This is a genomic window from Bifidobacterium aemilianum (genome assembly GCF_003315635.1).
Lineage (GTDB): Bacteria > Actinomycetota > Actinomycetes > Actinomycetales > Bifidobacteriaceae > Bifidobacterium > Bifidobacterium aemilianum.
Genome location: NZ_PDCG01000001.1, coordinates 87,048 through 102,636, shown reverse-complemented (window position 1 = coordinate 102,636; position 15,589 = coordinate 87,048). Strand labels below are relative to the sequence as shown.

The 15,589-nt window shown below is 65.1% G+C and carries 12 protein-coding genes; all 12 read left to right on the top strand.

Annotation, left to right across the window (positions count from 1 at the left end):
• Positions 1-13: 13 nt before the first annotated feature.
• The 12 genes from CRD60_RS00420 to argH all read left to right on the top strand — a co-directional run bounded on the left by CRD60_RS00420 (position 14) and on the right by argH (position 15,496).
• Positions 14-985, top strand: coding sequence for a TrmH family RNA methyltransferase (locus CRD60_RS00420; RefSeq protein WP_113859630.1), 972 nt, complete (start codon positions 14-16; stop codon positions 983-985).
• Positions 986-1,061: 76 nt separating this feature from the next.
• Positions 1,062-2,117, top strand: a complete 1,056-nt coding sequence (gene pheS, locus CRD60_RS00415; RefSeq protein WP_407923152.1) for a phenylalanine--tRNA ligase subunit alpha — start codon at positions 1,062-1,064, stop codon at positions 2,115-2,117.
• A 6-nt stretch (positions 2,118-2,123) separates the two neighbouring features.
• Positions 2,124-4,718 (top strand): phenylalanine--tRNA ligase subunit beta, encoded by a 2,595-nt coding sequence (pheT, locus tag CRD60_RS00410; RefSeq protein WP_113859353.1) that lies wholly within the window; start codon positions 2,124-2,126, stop codon positions 4,716-4,718.
• 52 nt (positions 4,719-4,770) lie between these two features.
• A complete protein-coding gene (locus tag CRD60_RS00405) occupies positions 4,771-5,607 on the top strand; it encodes a hypothetical protein (protein ID WP_113859352.1) in 837 nt (278 codons plus the stop codon).
• A gap of 420 nt (positions 5,608-6,027) precedes the next feature.
• Complete coding sequence (gene argC / locus CRD60_RS00400) at positions 6,028-7,122, top strand: N-acetyl-gamma-glutamyl-phosphate reductase (RefSeq protein WP_113859629.1); 1,095 nt, start codon at positions 6,028-6,030, stop codon at positions 7,120-7,122.
• A complete protein-coding gene (gene argJ, locus CRD60_RS00395) occupies positions 7,119-8,288 on the top strand; it encodes a bifunctional glutamate N-acetyltransferase/amino-acid acetyltransferase ArgJ (RefSeq protein WP_113859351.1) in 1,170 nt (389 codons plus the stop codon). The genes argC and argJ overlap by 4 nt, the downstream gene beginning before the upstream one ends.
• Before the next feature lie 79 nt (positions 8,289-8,367).
• A complete protein-coding gene (gene argB, locus CRD60_RS00390; RefSeq protein WP_236630745.1) occupies positions 8,368-9,303 on the top strand; it encodes an acetylglutamate kinase in 936 nt (311 codons plus the stop codon).
• The gene (locus CRD60_RS00385; protein ID WP_113859349.1) at positions 9,296-10,588 is read left to right on the top strand and encodes an acetylornithine transaminase; all 1,293 of its coding nucleotides are present in this window, start codon (positions 9,296-9,298) and stop codon (positions 10,586-10,588) included. Before argB ends, CRD60_RS00385 begins: the two co-directional genes overlap by 8 nt.
• Positions 10,589-10,733: 145 nt before the next feature.
• Positions 10,734-11,699, top strand: a complete 966-nt coding sequence (gene argF / locus CRD60_RS00380) for an ornithine carbamoyltransferase (RefSeq protein WP_113859348.1) — start codon at positions 10,734-10,736, stop codon at positions 11,697-11,699.
• Positions 11,700-11,902: 203 nt separating this feature from the next.
• Complete coding sequence (gene argR / locus CRD60_RS00375; protein WP_113859347.1) at positions 11,903-12,511, top strand: arginine repressor; 609 nt, start codon at positions 11,903-11,905, stop codon at positions 12,509-12,511.
• Between the two features lie 117 nt (positions 12,512-12,628).
• Positions 12,629-13,867 carry an argininosuccinate synthase gene (locus CRD60_RS00370; RefSeq protein ID WP_113859346.1) on the top strand — a complete coding sequence of 413 codons (1,239 nt, stop codon included), beginning with the start codon at positions 12,629-12,631 and terminating at the stop codon, positions 13,865-13,867.
• A gap of 123 nt (positions 13,868-13,990) precedes the next feature.
• Positions 13,991-15,496: an argininosuccinate lyase gene (argH, locus tag CRD60_RS00365; protein ID WP_113859345.1), complete on the top strand. Its 1,506-nt coding sequence runs from the start codon at positions 13,991-13,993 to the stop codon at positions 15,494-15,496.
• The last annotated feature ends 93 nt before the right edge of the window (positions 15,497-15,589 follow it).

The window sequence follows — 15,589 nt, the reverse complement described above, 5'->3', positions numbered from 1 at the left end:
TAGAGTGATGGACATGCCCATGAATTCCGACATCATCAGCAATCCCAAATCCGACCGGGTGCGTCGTCTGGCATCCTTGACCAGCAGCCGAGGTCGCAGGAAGAGCGGCTGTTTCCTGATTGAAGGGCCGCAATCGGTGAGGGAAGCGATAGCCTACCGGCCTGATCTGGTCAGTGATCTGTACGTAAGGTCAGCGGGCCCCGACGATCTTCGGCCGGCCTCGAAGACCCTGGCGGCCATCATGGACCAGGCCTTGGAGCTTGGCGAGGGCAGCAACCTGTATGTGCACATGGTCACTGATCAGGTTATGGACAAGATCAGCACCGATTCCCAGGGCATTGTTGCCGTAGGGGATGCGGCTGGGATTATGGCGTTCGTTGATGATGTGGATCTTGGCTCCGCTGCCGGGCAGGAGTCGCACCAGCCGCAGGCTGATCTGCTGGAACCGAGCCGGAATCCAGCCGGCGGGACCGAAGATACCCTCGCGGGCCCCAGCGTGGCCGCCTTCTGGCAGGTGAGGGATCCAGGCAATGCCGGGACCGTCATCCGGGCCGCAGACGCTGCGGGCTGCCGCGCCGTGGTCTTCGTGGATGATTGCGTGGACCCCTTGAATCCCAAGGTCATCCGGTCAACGGCCGGGTCGCTGTTTCATCTGCCCCTCCTGACAATGACCACTGAGGACTTCCTCTCCTGGTCATCCGCTCAGGGCCTGGTCACCACGGCTGCCGATGTCTACGGGACGGCAGGCAAGAGACCCCTGTCCCTGACCGATCTGCTCTACAGTGGGCCGGGAGATGGCCAGCAGGTCCCGCGGGCCCTACTCTTCGGCAATGAGGCCCGGGGTCTGCCGCAAGAAGTGCTCGACCAGGTTCAGGATATTGTCTCCATTCCCATCTACGGCAGGGCCGAATCGCTCAACTTGGCTGCCTCGGCGGCGGTCATGCTCTTCAGTCTGGCTATGTCGAGTCATATTGAAAGAATGTGAAGGCGTAAAAGCTTGAAATCCGAGGAATTACACGGGTTGGCGGCATACAGAGGAAAGGGAACTTGTGGCGCAGGACGTGACATTCGATGCACAAGCGGTGACCGATGCGGTGACCGAGGCCATCGGGAAAATCGGGCAGGCCTCCAGCCTGGACGAGCTCAAGGCCATCAAGACCGAGTATATCGGTGGCCAATCACTCATGACCCAGGCCTCCAAGGCCATCGGCTCCCTGCCCGGTGACCAGAAGAAGGAGGCGGGGCGGCTCATGGGCAAGCTCCGGGCCGACTTCGGGCGGGCCTTCGGAGCCAAGGAGGCCCAGGTCAAGGCCCAGGAGGAGGCCGCAGCCCTGGCCGCCGAGACGGTCGACATGACCCAGCCGGTCAAGCGCAAGCCCCTTGGTGCCCGCCACCCCCTGCCCAAGATCATGGAGGACATCGAGGACCTCTTCATCTCCATGGGCTGGCAGATCTCCACCGGCCCCGAGGTCGAAAGCGAATGGTACGACTTCGACGCCCTCAACTTCGGCCCCGACCACCCTGCCCGCCAGATGCAGGACACCTTCTACGTCAAGGGCTCCCAGGCCAAGGACGCGGCCGGCTTCGTGGGTTCCAACATGGTCCTGCGCACGCAGACCTCCTCGGACCAGGTCCGTGCCCTCCTGACCAGGGGCGTGCCCTTGTACATAGCCAGCCCCGGCCGGGTCTTCCGCACTGATGAGCTGGATGCCACCCACACCCCGGTCTTTCACCAGTGTGAGGCCATCGCCGTCGACAAGGGCCTGACCATGGCCGACCTCAAGGGCGTGCTGGACAAGCTGGCCGTGGCCATGTTCGGCCCCGAGGCCAAGAGCCGGCTGCGTCCCTCGTATTTCCCCTTCACCGAGCCCAGCGCGGAATTGGACCTTTGGTTCCCCGACAAGAAGGGTGGCCCGGGCTGGATTGAATGGGGCGGCTGCGGCATGGTCAACCCCCATGTCCTCGAATCCGCCGGTCTGGACCCGGAGGTCTACACCGGCTTCGCCTTCGGCGTGGGCATGGAGCGCACCTTGCTCCTGCGCCACGACATCAACGACATGCACGACCTGGTCGAGGGTGACGTGCGCTTCAGCGAACAGTTTGTGATGGGGGAGTGATTACCTGTGCCGATGATTGATATTGACTGGCTCAAGGAGCACGTGCAGGTTCCGTCCGACCTGTCATACGAACAACTGGCCAAGGACCTGGTCAAGGTTGGTCTTGAGGAGGAGGAGATCCACTCCTCCCAGCTGACCGGCCCCATCGTGGTCGGCTACGTGGTCTCGGCCGAGCCTGAGCCGCAGAAGAACGGCAAGGTCATCAACTGGTGCCAGGTCGATGTGGGCGACCAGCACAACGCCACCGACGAGGCAGGTAGGAAGGTCCCCCGTGGCATCGTGTGCGGAGCCCCCAACATGGCGGCCGGCGAGAAGGTCGTCGTGACCCTGCCCGGCGCCGTTCTGCCCGGCGACTTCCGCATCGAGCCGCGCAAGACCTACGGCCACGTCTCCGATGGCATGTGCGCCTCCGAGCGTGAGCTGGGCCTGGGCGATGACCACAACGGCATCATCCTCCTGCGGCACTACGGCTTCACCCCAGAGGAATACGAGGCCCTCAAGCCCGGTGACGATGCCATGCATCTGCTCCACCTGGATCAGCCCATCCTGGAGATCAACATCACCCCGGACCGGGGCTATGCCTTCTCCTACCGGGGTGTGGCCCGTGAGTACCACCATTCCACCGGGGCCGCCTACACCGATCCGGTGGTCAAGCTCAAGGCCGACCTGCCGGATGCGGGCGCCGAGGGTGACATCCAGGTCATCGTGGAGGACGACAACCCCATTCATGGGGTGCTCGGCTGCGACCGCTACTATGCCCGCGCCGTCCGCGATTTCGACCCCTCGGCCCGCACCCCCAACTGGATGCGTCGCCGCCTGATCCGTGCCGGCATGCGCTCCCTCTCCCTGGCCGTTGACGTGACCAACTACGTCATGCTCGACCTGGGCCAGCCCATGCACGCCTACGACCTGGACAAGATCGAAGGCCCCATCGTGGTCCGTCGGGCCCGCCAGGGGGAGCGGCTGACGACCCTGGACAGCAAGGACCATGAGCTCCATCCCGAGGACCTGCTCATCACCGATTCACCCAATGGCCAGCAGGGCTCGCGCGTGCTGGGCATCGCCGGTGTCATGGGTGGCCTCTACGGCGAGGTGACCGCCGAGACCAAGAACATCCTCCTGGAGGCAGCCCACTTCGACACGGTGTCGGTGGCCAGGTCGGCCCGCCGCCACAAGATTCCCTCGGAGGCCTCCCGGCGCTTCGAACGTGGCGTGGATGTCGACCTGCAGCCCGCCGCCGCCCAGATGGCCGCCCAGCTCCTGAGCGAGTATGGCCATGGCCAGGCCTCGCAGACCCCTGTGGACTACCGGCAGACGGCCCCGGTGGCCCCCATCAGCTTCAAGACCAGTGAGGTCAAGCGGCTGACCGCCTTGGAGGCCCCAGCCCAGGAGATCGTCGATATACTCACCGACATCGGCTGTAAGGTCAGTGACCAGGGTGATGGTCTCCTCTGCGTCCAGGTGCCCACATGGCGGCCTGACCTCAAGGACCCTTGCGACCTGGTCGAGGAGGTCGCCCGACTGGTCGGCTACGACCAAATCCCGGTCACCGTGCCTCCGGCCCCGGTCGAGGGTGCCGTGGGGCTGACCCCTGACCAGGTCCACAGTCGGCAGGTTGCCAACGAGCTGGCCGAGTACGGGCTGGTCGAGACCCTGTCCTACCCCTTCGTGGGCGAGGAGGACTTCAAGGACTTCTCCTACGATGCCGAGGCCATCAGGCCCCTTTCCGTAGAGGTGGCCAACCCCCTGGCCGGCGACCGGCCCTACCTGCGCCGTACCATCCTTCCCACCTTGGCCCACACCGTTCAGCGCAACCTCCACCGTGGTGTGGAGAATGTGGCCCTCTATGAGCTTGGCCATGTCTACCTGCAGGATCCCAAGGCTCCGGCCATTCCAGCCCTGCCTGGCGGCCAACGGCCCAGCGACGAGGATCTGGCGGCCCTGGATGCAGGCCTGCCCGACCAGCCCCTGCACGCCGCGGCCATCCTGACCGGCTCCGCCCTGGAGACCGGCTGGCTGGGTGAGCGCCGCCCCGTGGATTGGACCGATGCCGTTGAGGCCGTCAATCGCCTCTCCGATCGTTTGGGCGCCGGCCTTCGTCTGGAGCAGCCCCAGGGCGTAGATGTGCCGGCCCAGTGGCACCCCGGCCGGGCGGCCAAGGTCATGGCGGGCCAGGCCTGCGTGGGCTATGTGGGTGAACTTCACCCCCATGTCAACGAGGCCCTGGACTTCCCCCAGCACTCCGCGGCATTTGAGTTGAACCTGACCGACCTCTTCGCCCAGCTGAGCGACAAGCCGGTCCAGGCCAAGCCCATCTCCACCTTCCCGCCGGTCAAGCAGGACCTGGCCTTCACGGTCAGGGACTCGGTCACGGCCGACCAGCTGCGGCAGGCCATCGTCGAAGCGGCCGGAGACAACCTGGAATCCATCGAGCTCTTCGATGTCTTCACCGGCGACCAGGTGGGTGAGGGTATGAAGTCCCTGGCCTACTCGGTGGTCTTCCGGGCTCCGGACCGGACCCTGACCTCGCAGGACAGCGAAAGCATTCGCCAGGCCATCGTCGACAAGGTTGCCGGCCTGGGCGCCCAGCTGCGAGCATAAGCGGTCCGACCCACTACAATCAGGGCAGTACATAGGCGAGGAAAGAGGAAGCATGAGCGACCAGCAGGGCTTTCAGTCAGATGCGCAGGGGCTCCAGAGTCACTTGCCAGAGGGGACTTCGGCTCCGGCCTCGGGGCAGGGTACCCCCGCCCCAGCTCCTGCTCCTGCCCAGGGGCAGCCGGGCTTGGGCCAGCCCCAGGCCTCGGACTACATGCAGTCGGGTCCCCAATACGGGGCAGCGGCCCAGCCGCAGCCCGACAACCTGGCCGAGCCCCAGGGTGGTCAGCCAGAATATGGTCAGGTCAAGCCCCTGGACTATGGAGCCATGACCAACCAGATGCCGGCCGGCTATAATCCATACGTCTTCGGTGCCCCGGATGCATCGCCTGCCCAGGCCCAGGGGCAGCAGCAGTCCGCGCAAGGTCCGGCCGGAAACCAGCAGGCTGGCTACGGTCAGTGGCAGGGGCAGGCGGCCACCGGTCAATATCCTGGCGGCCAGGGCCAGCAGGCTCCGGATCCCCGTCGCCTGGCCAATATCCAGGACCTCAACAACATCAACCTGGACGACCCCAACCAGAACCCCTGGTACGGCCATTGGGATGTCAACGCCATCATCGCCTTCGTCTTCTCCATCCTCTTCTCCATACCCATACTCCCGGCCCTCATGGGCCTGGCATCCATGTGGCGGACCAAGAAGATGCACATGAAGGGCTACGGGCTGGCCCTGGCCGCGGTCATCATCAACCTGCTGGTCACAGCCATCCTGGCCTGGATGATGATCAAGGGAATCTCTCCGCTCGACATGATCCAGTCCCTTCCAGGCGGTGACGACATGTTCGGCGGCGGTGGATTGGGCGGCGGTGGCACGGATGGGTCGACCTCGGTCTGAGACGGTGCGTGCTTTTGCTTTGTAATGCGGCGGATGTTTGTGTTCCTGCGGGAACCAGCATCCGTCCTTTGGTATACGCAAGCCTGATGGCTATGTGCCTGAGCCGGGCACGATGCCCGCCTGAGGGCCTTAAGCGCCGGTCCTTGCATGGACGGAGCGTCAGGCAATCGCCACGTCTAGGTCATGCATGGCAACCGTCTGCTTGCTTCATAGGCTGTGGAGGGGTGTGGGTCAGGGAGGGGTGGCCAACTACCCCATGGGGCCCAGCAGCTATGTCGGGCGATGGTGTTGGTTGGGCTGCGGTCCGGGCCTGCGTGCCGGTGTCCAGTATGCGGACACTTCCGACATGCTGTAATGTATTTATACGGCTTAATGAATATTATGTAATCACTGATGCGGTTCCGAGGAAAGCTGATTCCCATGAGGCAATACACGGTAGCGGTGGCGGGAGCCACAGGATATGCCGGTGGCGAGGCGTTGCGGCTGCTGGCCGACCACCCCAACTGCCAGGTGACTACGGTCACCGGCCATGCGTCGGTCGGGGAGCGCTTGGGCCAGCACATGCCGCATATTCCCCAACTGGCGGACCTGAAGATTCAGGAGACCAATGCGCGGACCCTGGCCGGGCATGACATCATCATCCTGGCCCTGCCCCACGGGGCATCGGGGCGCCTGGCCCAGGACTTGGACCCCACGGCCCTGGTCATCGACCTGGGCGCCGACCACCGCCTGGAGGAACAGGAGGCCTGGGGCCGCTTCTACTCCGGTGATTTCTACCCCTCATGGACCTACGGCATGCCGGAACTGCTGCTGGGGGCTGGTCCTGGAGGAGTGTCGGGCAAGCAAAGGGAGCATCTGCGGGGGGCTAGGCGCATAGCGGGGCCGGGCTGCAATGTCACGGCCACCACCCTGGCCTTGCAGCCGGGCCTGGCCCAAGGGCTGGTGGAGCCCACGGACATTGTCGCCGACCTGGTTGTGGGCTATTCCGGGGCTGGCAAGGCCCTGAAGGGGACCAACCTGCTGGCGGCCGAGGCCCTGGGGTCAGCGACCCCCTACTCGGTGGGCGGGGTGCACCGGCATATTCCTGAGATTCTGCAGAACCTGGCCCATGCCAGCGGGCAGGAGGCCTGCGCTGCCTGCGCCTTCAGCATCTCCTTCACGCCGATGCTGGTGCCCATGGCCCGGGGCATCCTGGCCTCGGTCAGCGCCAAACTGACAGCACAGGCCATGGCCATGAGCGACGGGGAGATTCGCGCCGCCTGGGAGCAGGCCTACGCCGATGAGCCGTTCATGGTCCTGCTGCCCCAGGGTCAGCTGCCGGCCACCGCCAACGTGCTCGGGTCCAATACAGCCCACATCCAAGTGGTGGTGGACCGTTCCGCCGGCAGAATCTCGGCCTTCGCCGCCATCGACAATCTCAGTAGAGGAACAGCCGGCCAGGCAGTCCAATCCATGAACATCGCCCTGGGCCTGCCCGAGGAGGCTGGCCTGACCAAGATCGGAGTAGCACCATGAGCGTCACCTATGCCAAAGGATTCGCGGCCTGCGGTCTGCGGGCCGGCATCTCCCCGGTGGAGGGCAAGAAGGACCTGGCCCTGGTGGTCAACCAGGGTCCCCTCCAAACCGCCGCCGGGGTCTTCACCCCCAATCGTTTCTGCGCGGCCCCTGTCCAATGGAGCCGCCGGATACTGGCCGACGGCCAGGCCCACGCCGTCATCATCAACTCCGGGGGAGCCAATGCCTGCACCGGCGCCGAGGGCTACAGGCAGACCGAGCGGACGGCCCAGGAGCTGGCTGGGCTGCTGGGAAGCCAGGTCGAGGACATCGCCGTGTGCTCAACCGGATTGATAGGTGAACTGCTGCCCCTGGGCAAGGTCCTGGAGGGCACCCGTCAGGCCGTCGGGCAGGTGTCCGAGAGCGACCAGGCCGGCATCGACGCGGCATGGGCCATCATGACCACCGACAGCAAGCCCAAGACCGTGACCCTGGACGGGACCGGCTACCGGGTCGGCGGCATGGTCAAGGGCTCCGGCATGATCGCCCCCCAGCTGGCCACCATGATCTGCCTGATCACCACGGACGCGGTGGTGACCTCGGCTGACCTCCAGGAGGCCCTGACCGCCGCTGTGGGCAAGACCTTCAACCGAATCGACGTGGACGGTTGCATGTCCACCAACGATACGGTCCTGCTTCTGGCATCTGGTGCCAGTGGTGTGACGCCCGACCCGGCCGAGTTCAAGGCCCTGGTCGCCCAAGCCTGTCAGTGCCTGAGCCAGCAGATCATCGGCGATGGGGAAGGCTCCAGCCACGACGTGGCCATTACCGTCACCGGGGCCAGCAGCGAGGAGGCGGCCCTGGCCTGTGCCCGGGCGGTCGCGGCCTCAAACCTGCTCAAATGCGCCATCAGCGGCAATGACCCCAACTGGGGGCGTGTGGTCTCCTCCCTGGGCACCGTGCCCGCCTCGGTGGCCCCCTACGACCCCGGGCAGGTGACGGTGGACATCAACGGGCTCAGGGTCTGCGACGGCGGCAAGCCAGGGGTCGACCGGTCACAGGTCGACATGGGCCCGCGCCAGGTCAGCATCGACATCGACCTGTGTGCCGGCCAATCCCAGGCCACCATCTGGACCGACGACCTGACCCTGGACTACGTGCACATCAACGCCGACTACGAGAGCTGAACGGTCCGGCAACCACGGTAACCCAGGCCGGAATGGTAAACAAGCGATAAAGGAAGGGACATACGTCATGGAGGAGACCATGCCCAAGAGGCGGCAGCCGGGGCTCAGCGATCTGGCGGACGCCCGGAAGGCGGAGGTCCTCATCGAGGCCCTGCCCTGGCTGGAGGAATTCGCCGGCCAATGCATCGTCATCAAATACGGCGGCAATGCCATGGTGGACCGTCGGCTCCAGGCATGCTTCGCCCAGGACATGGTCTTCCTACGCCAGGTCGGCATCCACCCGGTCGTGGTCCATGGGGGCGGTCCGCAGATCTCAACCATGCTCAAGGCTTTGGGCATCAAGTCCGAATTCAAAGGAGGCCTGAGGGTCACCACGCCCGAAGCCATGGACGTGGTCCGTATGGTGCTTACCGGCAAGGTCTCCAGGGAGCTGGTGGGCCTGATCAACGCCCATGGCCCCTACGCGGTGGGACTCTCCGGTGAGGACGGTGGCCTCTTCTCCGCCTGCAAGCGCATGCCCGTGATCGACGGGGTGAAGACCGACGTGGGCCAGGTAGGAGACGTGGTGGCCGTCGACGCCTCGGCCGTTGAGGACCTGATAGGGGCCGGACGCATCCCTGTGGTCTCCTCCGTGGCCCCGGACGAGGACGATGCCCTGCAGGTCCTCAACGTCAACGCTGACTCGGCCGCCGCTGCCCTGGCCACGGCCCTGGGCGCTCGCAAGCTGGTGATCCTGACCGACGTGGACGGCCTCTATGCCAACTGGCCGGACCGTGGGTCCCTGATCAGCCATATCGGTGTGGAGAACCTCCGGCAGCTGCTGCCTGATCTGGAGACGGGCATGAGGCCCAAGATGGAGGCCTGTGTACGGGCCCTGGATGGTGGTGTGCGCCAGGCCCATATCATCGACGGCCGCAAGCCCCATTCCATACTCAACGAGATATTCACCCGCGAGGGCATAGGAACCATGGTCGTGTCAGAGGACGGCCTGGAGATGAGGGGAAGCGATGACTGAGCAGACAGCTACCAAGGAATCTTTGGGCCCCCAGGACGCACAGCTGATCGACCGCTACCAGGACGTGCACATGCATGTCTTCGGCAAGCCACTGCGGGTCATGGACCATGGTCAGGGCACGCGCGTCTGGGATGTGGACGGCAGGGAATACATGGACTTCCTGGCAGGCATAGCCGTCAACTCCCTAGGCTACGCCCACCCCGCCTGGGTGAAGGCCGTGAGCCAGCAGGCGGCCAGGCTCGCCCACACCAGCAACTACTTTGCCAGCAGGCCACAGATCGAACTGGCTGACCGGCTCATCCACCTGTCCGGTGCGCCGGCGGGCTCCCGTGTCTACTTCGGCAATTCCGGGGCAGAGGCCAACGAGGCAGCCCTCAAACTGGCCCGTCTCTACGGTCGGACCCTACCCGGGGCGGATGCCGACGGCACCGAGGGCGAGCCGGCGCGAATCCTGGCCCTGACCCAGGGTTTCCATGGCCGGACCATGGGGGCCCTGAGCGCCACCTGGAAACCCGCCATACGCGAGCCCTTCGAGCCTCTCCTGCCCGCCGTCGACTTCGTACCGGCCGGCGACCCGGCAGCCATGGAGCAGGCCTTCGCCGCTGGAGACCGTCGGGGGCCGGTGGCCGCTGTGATCCTGGAGCTCATCCAAGGCGAGGCGGGTGTCAGGCCCCTGGGGGCCGACTATGTGCGGCAGGTCAGGGACCTGTGCGACCGCCACCGGGCCCTGCTGATCATCGACGAGGTCCAGACCGGCATCGGCCGCACCGGCCAATGGTTCGCCTTCCAGCGCGAGGACCTGGCGGGCGGGGTGAGGCCGGACATTGTCTCTTTCGCCAAGGGGGTGGCCGGTGGCTTCCCCATGGGAGGCATCATCGCCTTCGGCCAGGAGCTGTCAGACCTCTTCACACCGGGCTCCCACGGGTCCACCTTCGCTGGCAACCCCTTGGGCGCTGCGGCGGCCTTGGCCACCCTTGATGCGATTGAGGCCGAGGGCCTGCTGGCCAATGCCGAGGAGCGGGGCCAGCAGTTGCGTCAGGGCCTGGAGGCTTGCGGGAACCGCCTCTTCGTCGGCAGCCGGGGCCGCGGCCTCCTGGATGCCGTCCAACTGGCCCATCCCTGCGCCCATGCGGCCATGGAATGGTGCCTGGACCGTGGGCTCATAGTCAACGCGGTGGCCCCGGACGCCTTGAGGTTCGCGCCTCCTCTCATCGTCACGGCTCAGGACATTGAACAGGGTCTGGCGATCCTGGCTGACCTGCCGACCGATTTGCCTGACGATTAGGTCGGGCCGGCCCCTGGCCCAAGCGACCAGCCAAGAGCGGCCACAGCATTGCATTTTCCTCGCGGACAGTGCACCATCAAGATACACAGAGCTGCCCAGGGCAGCATAGGGGGGGGGCGGTCGCCGCCCCAGGCAAGGAGCCAACATGAGTGGACAGCTACGGCATTTTCTCCGTGACGACGACCTCAACCATGAGGAGCAGCGGCAGGTCCTGGAATTGGGCATGAAATTCCGCCAGGACCGGCACTACCACACGCCCTTCGCGGGCCCACAGGCCGTGGCCGTCCTCTTCGACAAACCCAGCACCCGCACCCGGTCCAGCTTCTCGATAGGTGTGGCCGAGCTGGGCGGCTACCCCCTGGTCATCGACCAGGCCGGCTCACAGCTGGGCCGTGGGGAGCCTGTCGACGACACGGCGCGCGTCCTGACCCGTATGGCCTCAGCCATCGTCTGGCGCACCTTCGGCCAGGACAGGATCGAGGCCATGGCCGCCAATGCCAGCGTGCCCGTGGTCAACGCCCTGACCGACCTCTTCCACCCCTGCCAGATCCTGGCCGACTTCCTGACCATAGCCCAGTTCCGTGGGGGAGTGGACGCCCTGCCGGGTAAGACCATCGCCTACCTGGGAGACAGCGCCAACAACATGGCCAACTCCTACCTCATGGGTGGGGCCACGGCAGGCATGCATGTGCGCCTGGCCGGACCCCAAGGCTTCCTGCCTGACGCCCGCATAGTGGAGGAGGCCCAGGCCCTGGCCGACCGCAACGATGGCTCCATCCTGGTCACCACCGACCCGCTTGAGGCCGCCAGTGGAGCCGACTGCATCTTCACGGACACCTGGGTGTCCATGGGCGAGGAGGCCGAGTACGCCATTCGTTCCAAGCCCTTCTGGGACTATCAGGTCAATGAGCGGGTCATGGCCGCGGCCAAGGACGACGCCCTCTTCCAGCACTGCCTGCCCGCCTACCGGGGCAAGGAGGTCACGGCCTCGGTGATTGACGGCCCCCAGTCCGTGGTCTGGGACGAGGCGGAGAACCGACTCCATGCCCAAAAGGCCCTCCTGACCTGGCTGATTGGACAGCAAAGCGATGACCAGACCCTCCTGGCCTGACTCGCTCTGACCTGCCCTGATTCAGCCGGGCCCGGTCAAGCAGGTCCGGCCTGGACAAGGGGGCAGACATGGACGGACCGCTGGCGGCTGTCGATGGTTACTTGTGGAAGAGGACAGGTTAAGCTGGTGGTGGTTCCGCCCGGCAGGCCGGTGGAACGCACGATGATAACGATAGGAACGCGACGTCTACAGAAATGACAGATATGGATAGCAGCAAGAAGGCCAAGAGTCCACAGGCCCCAGGCAGGCAGGCCGCTGAAGGATCGCACGAGCGGAAGTCCGATCGGCAGGCATCGCAGCCCAGTCTCCAGCGTCCGGCAACCAGGGCGGCCCGGCTCAGTACCATCGAGCGCATACTCATGGACCACATCATCGGCTCCCAGTCCCAGCTTTCCGACTTGCTGGACGATGAGGGCTTCGCCGTGACCCAGGCCACCCTGAGCCGGGACCTGGATGAGATCCATGCGGTCAAGACCCGCCTCAAGGACGGCAGCATCGCCTACCGGCTGGCTGACGACCCCCAATCGGACCTGGGGGAGGATCTGTCCTCGAAGAGGGTAGAGCAGCAGATGGGCAAGGTCCTCACCGGCCTGTTGGTGTCCGCGGCGGCGGCCCGTAATCTGGTCGTCATCCATACGCCGGCCGGGGCCGCCCAATATGTGGCGTCAGTGATCGACCGGCAGCCCCTTGAGGGCATTCTGGGCACCATAGCGGGTGACGACACGGTGATGATGATCTGTGTTGATGACGGGCAGGCTCAGGTGAGGGCCCAATGGTTGCTGGATATAGCCTCCAAGGGTCAGTCCTCCTGATGGGTCTGGCGGCGGGCCTATGGGCAAGCCGCCCGGAGTGACTGCGGCGTTTCTTAACGCATAAGTATTCAGTATGTTGTATATTATACTGGTACAGCTTTCCATGAAAGGGTTGAGATGAGCGAGAAGAATCGAATTGTTCTGGCGTATTCCGGCGGACTGGACACCTCGGTGGCCATTCCTTACCTCAAGGAGAGGACCGGCAAGGACGTTGTGGCCGTCTCCCTTGATGTCGGCCAGGGCGGCGAGAGCCTGGATACCATCAAGGAGCGGGCCCTGGCCTGCGGAGCCGTAGAGGCCTATGTGGTCGACGCCCGCGAGGAGTTCGCCAGTGAATACTGCATGTTGGCCCTCAAGGCCAATGCCCTCTATGAGGGTGTCTACCCGCTGGTCTCCGCCATCTCCAGGCCCCTGATCTCCAAGCACCTGGTCCGGGCCGCCCACCAGTTCGGTGCCGACACCATCTCCCACGGCTGCACCGGCAAGGGCAACGACCAGGTTCGCTTCGAGGTCTCCATCCAGTCCATGGACCCCGAACTCAAGGCCATCAGCCCCATCCGCGATCTCTCCCTGACCCGTGATGTCGAGATCGCCTTCGCCAAGGACCACAAGCTCCCCATCACCCAGACCGAGAAGAGCCCCTACTCCATTGACCAGAACGTCTGGGGCCGGGCCATCGAGACCGGCTTCCTGGAGGATCCCTGGAATGGGCCCACCAAGGATTGTTACACCTACACCGACGACCCGTCCTTCCCGCCGGTCGAGGACGAGGTGGTCATCGACTTCAAGCAGGGCGTCCCCGTCAAGATCGACGGCCGCGATGTTACCCCCCTCCAGGCCATCGAGGAGATGAACCGCAGGGCCGGGGCCCAAGGCATCGGCCGCATCGACATAATTGAGGACCGGCTGGTGGGCATCAAGTCCCGTGAGCTCTACGAGGCACCCGGCGCCATGTCCCTGATCACCGCCCACCAGGAGTTGGAGAACTGCTGCCTGGAGCGTGAACAGCACCGGATCAAGCGCGACATCGACAAGCGCTGGGGCGAGCTGGTCTACGACGCCCAGTGGTTCTCGCCGGCCGTCAAGTCCCTCAACGCCTTCATTGAGGACACCCAGCAGTACGTCTCCGGGCAGATCCGCATGGTCCTACACGGCGGCAGGGCCGTGGTGACCGGCCGCCGGTCCGACTCCTCCCTCTACGACTACAACCTGGCCACCTACGATTCGGGCGACTCCTTCGACCAGGGGTCATCCAACGGCTTCATCGACATCTACGGCCTGCCCTCCCGTGTAGCCGCAGCTCGCGATGTCCGCTTCGGCAACGGGATCGAGGAACCGGACGAGATGGTCAAGTGACCATGGCCACCGGCAGATGGCGATAGTTGATCGAACAGACCAATAGGCAAGTAAGCGAGCAGCCGATAGTCGAGTCGCTGAACAAGCGAACGCGGCAGCAAGTGAAAGCGCGAGGGAGCAGCAATGAGCACAGGGCAGGAACAGCAGGGGAGTGACCTGGGTGAGGAGGGGCGCCTGGCCCTCTGGGGAGGACGGTTCAAGTCCGGCCCCTCCCCGGAACTGGAGGCCCTGTCGAAGTCCACCCAGTTCGACTGGCGGCTGGCCGACGACGACATCGCCGGCTCCCGCGCCCACGCCCGCGCCCTGGGCCGGGCCGGACTCCTGAGCCCTGAGGAACTGCAGGGCATGGAGGACGCCCTGGACCAGCTCCAGGCCCAGGTGGATTCGGGAGCCTTTACCCCAGATGCCGCCGACGAGGACGAGGCCACGGCCCTGGAACGCGGCCTCATCGCCATCGCTGGTGATGATCTGGGCGGCAAGCTTCGGGCCGGCCGTTCCCGCAACGACCAGATAGCGGCCCTGATTCGCATCTGGCTGCGCCGGAAGAGCCGGACCCTGGCCACAGAGCTCCTGGGCCTGGTCCAGGCCCTGATCACCCAGGCCAAGGACGCCGGCAACACGGTCATGCCCGGCCGCACCCACATGCAGCATGCCCAGCCGGTCCTCCTGGCCCACCAGCTCATGGCCCACGTCTGGCCCCTCCTGCGTGATGTGGAACGCCTGTGGGACTGGGACAGGCGGGCCGACTCCAGCCCCTATGGATCGGGTGCCCTGGCCGGCAACACCCTGGGCCTGGACCCTGTCGCCGTGGCCAAGGAGCTGGGCTTCTCCCGGGTGACCGAGAACTCCATAGACGGCACCGCAAGCCGAGACACCGCCGCCGAGTTCGCCTTCGTCGCCGCCATGGCCGGCGTGGACCTGAGCCGCCTGAGCGAGGAGATCATCATCTGGAACACCCAGGAGTTCGCCTTCGTGCGCCTGGATGACGCCTACTCCACCGGCTCCTCCATTATGCCCCAGAAGAAGAACCCGGACATCGCTGAGCTGGCCCGTGGCAAGTCCGGCCGACTGATCGGAGACCTGACCGGCCTGCTCACCACCCTTAAAGGCCTGCCCACCGCCTATGCCCGTGACCTCCAGGAGGACAAGGAGGCCGTCTTCGACCAGGTAGACACCCTGCTGACCGTCCTGCCTGCCTTCACTGGCATGGTCCGCACCCTGACCTTCGACCAGGACCGTTTGGAGGCCCAGGCTCCCACCGGCTTCGCTCTGGCCACCGATATCGCTGAATGGCTGGTCAAGCAGGGGGTCCCCTTCCGTCACGCCCATGAGCTGTCAGGAGCCTGCGTCCAGATTGCCGAGGGTCGAGGTGTCGAGCTCTGGGACCTGAGCGACCAGGACTTCCAAGAGGCCTTTAAGGATTTCCTAGCTGCTGACCTGGCACCCCAGGTTCGTCAGGTCCTCTCCACCCAGGGTTCCATCCAAGCCCGTCAGGGTCAGGGAGGCACGGCCCCCGAGCGCGTCACAGAGCAGATCGCCCAGGCTCTTGATGAAGTCAGGAGCCTGACCTCCTTCGCCGGTTCGTCCAGCGATGGTCCGGCCTACAAGGCCACCGGCAGTCTCAACTAAGCAGAACGCCTCATAGCACAGGTCTGCCTACCCTCTATTCTGGGTAGGCAGACCTTCGTATTGGCCGCCAGACTGGAAGACAATGTCCTCATG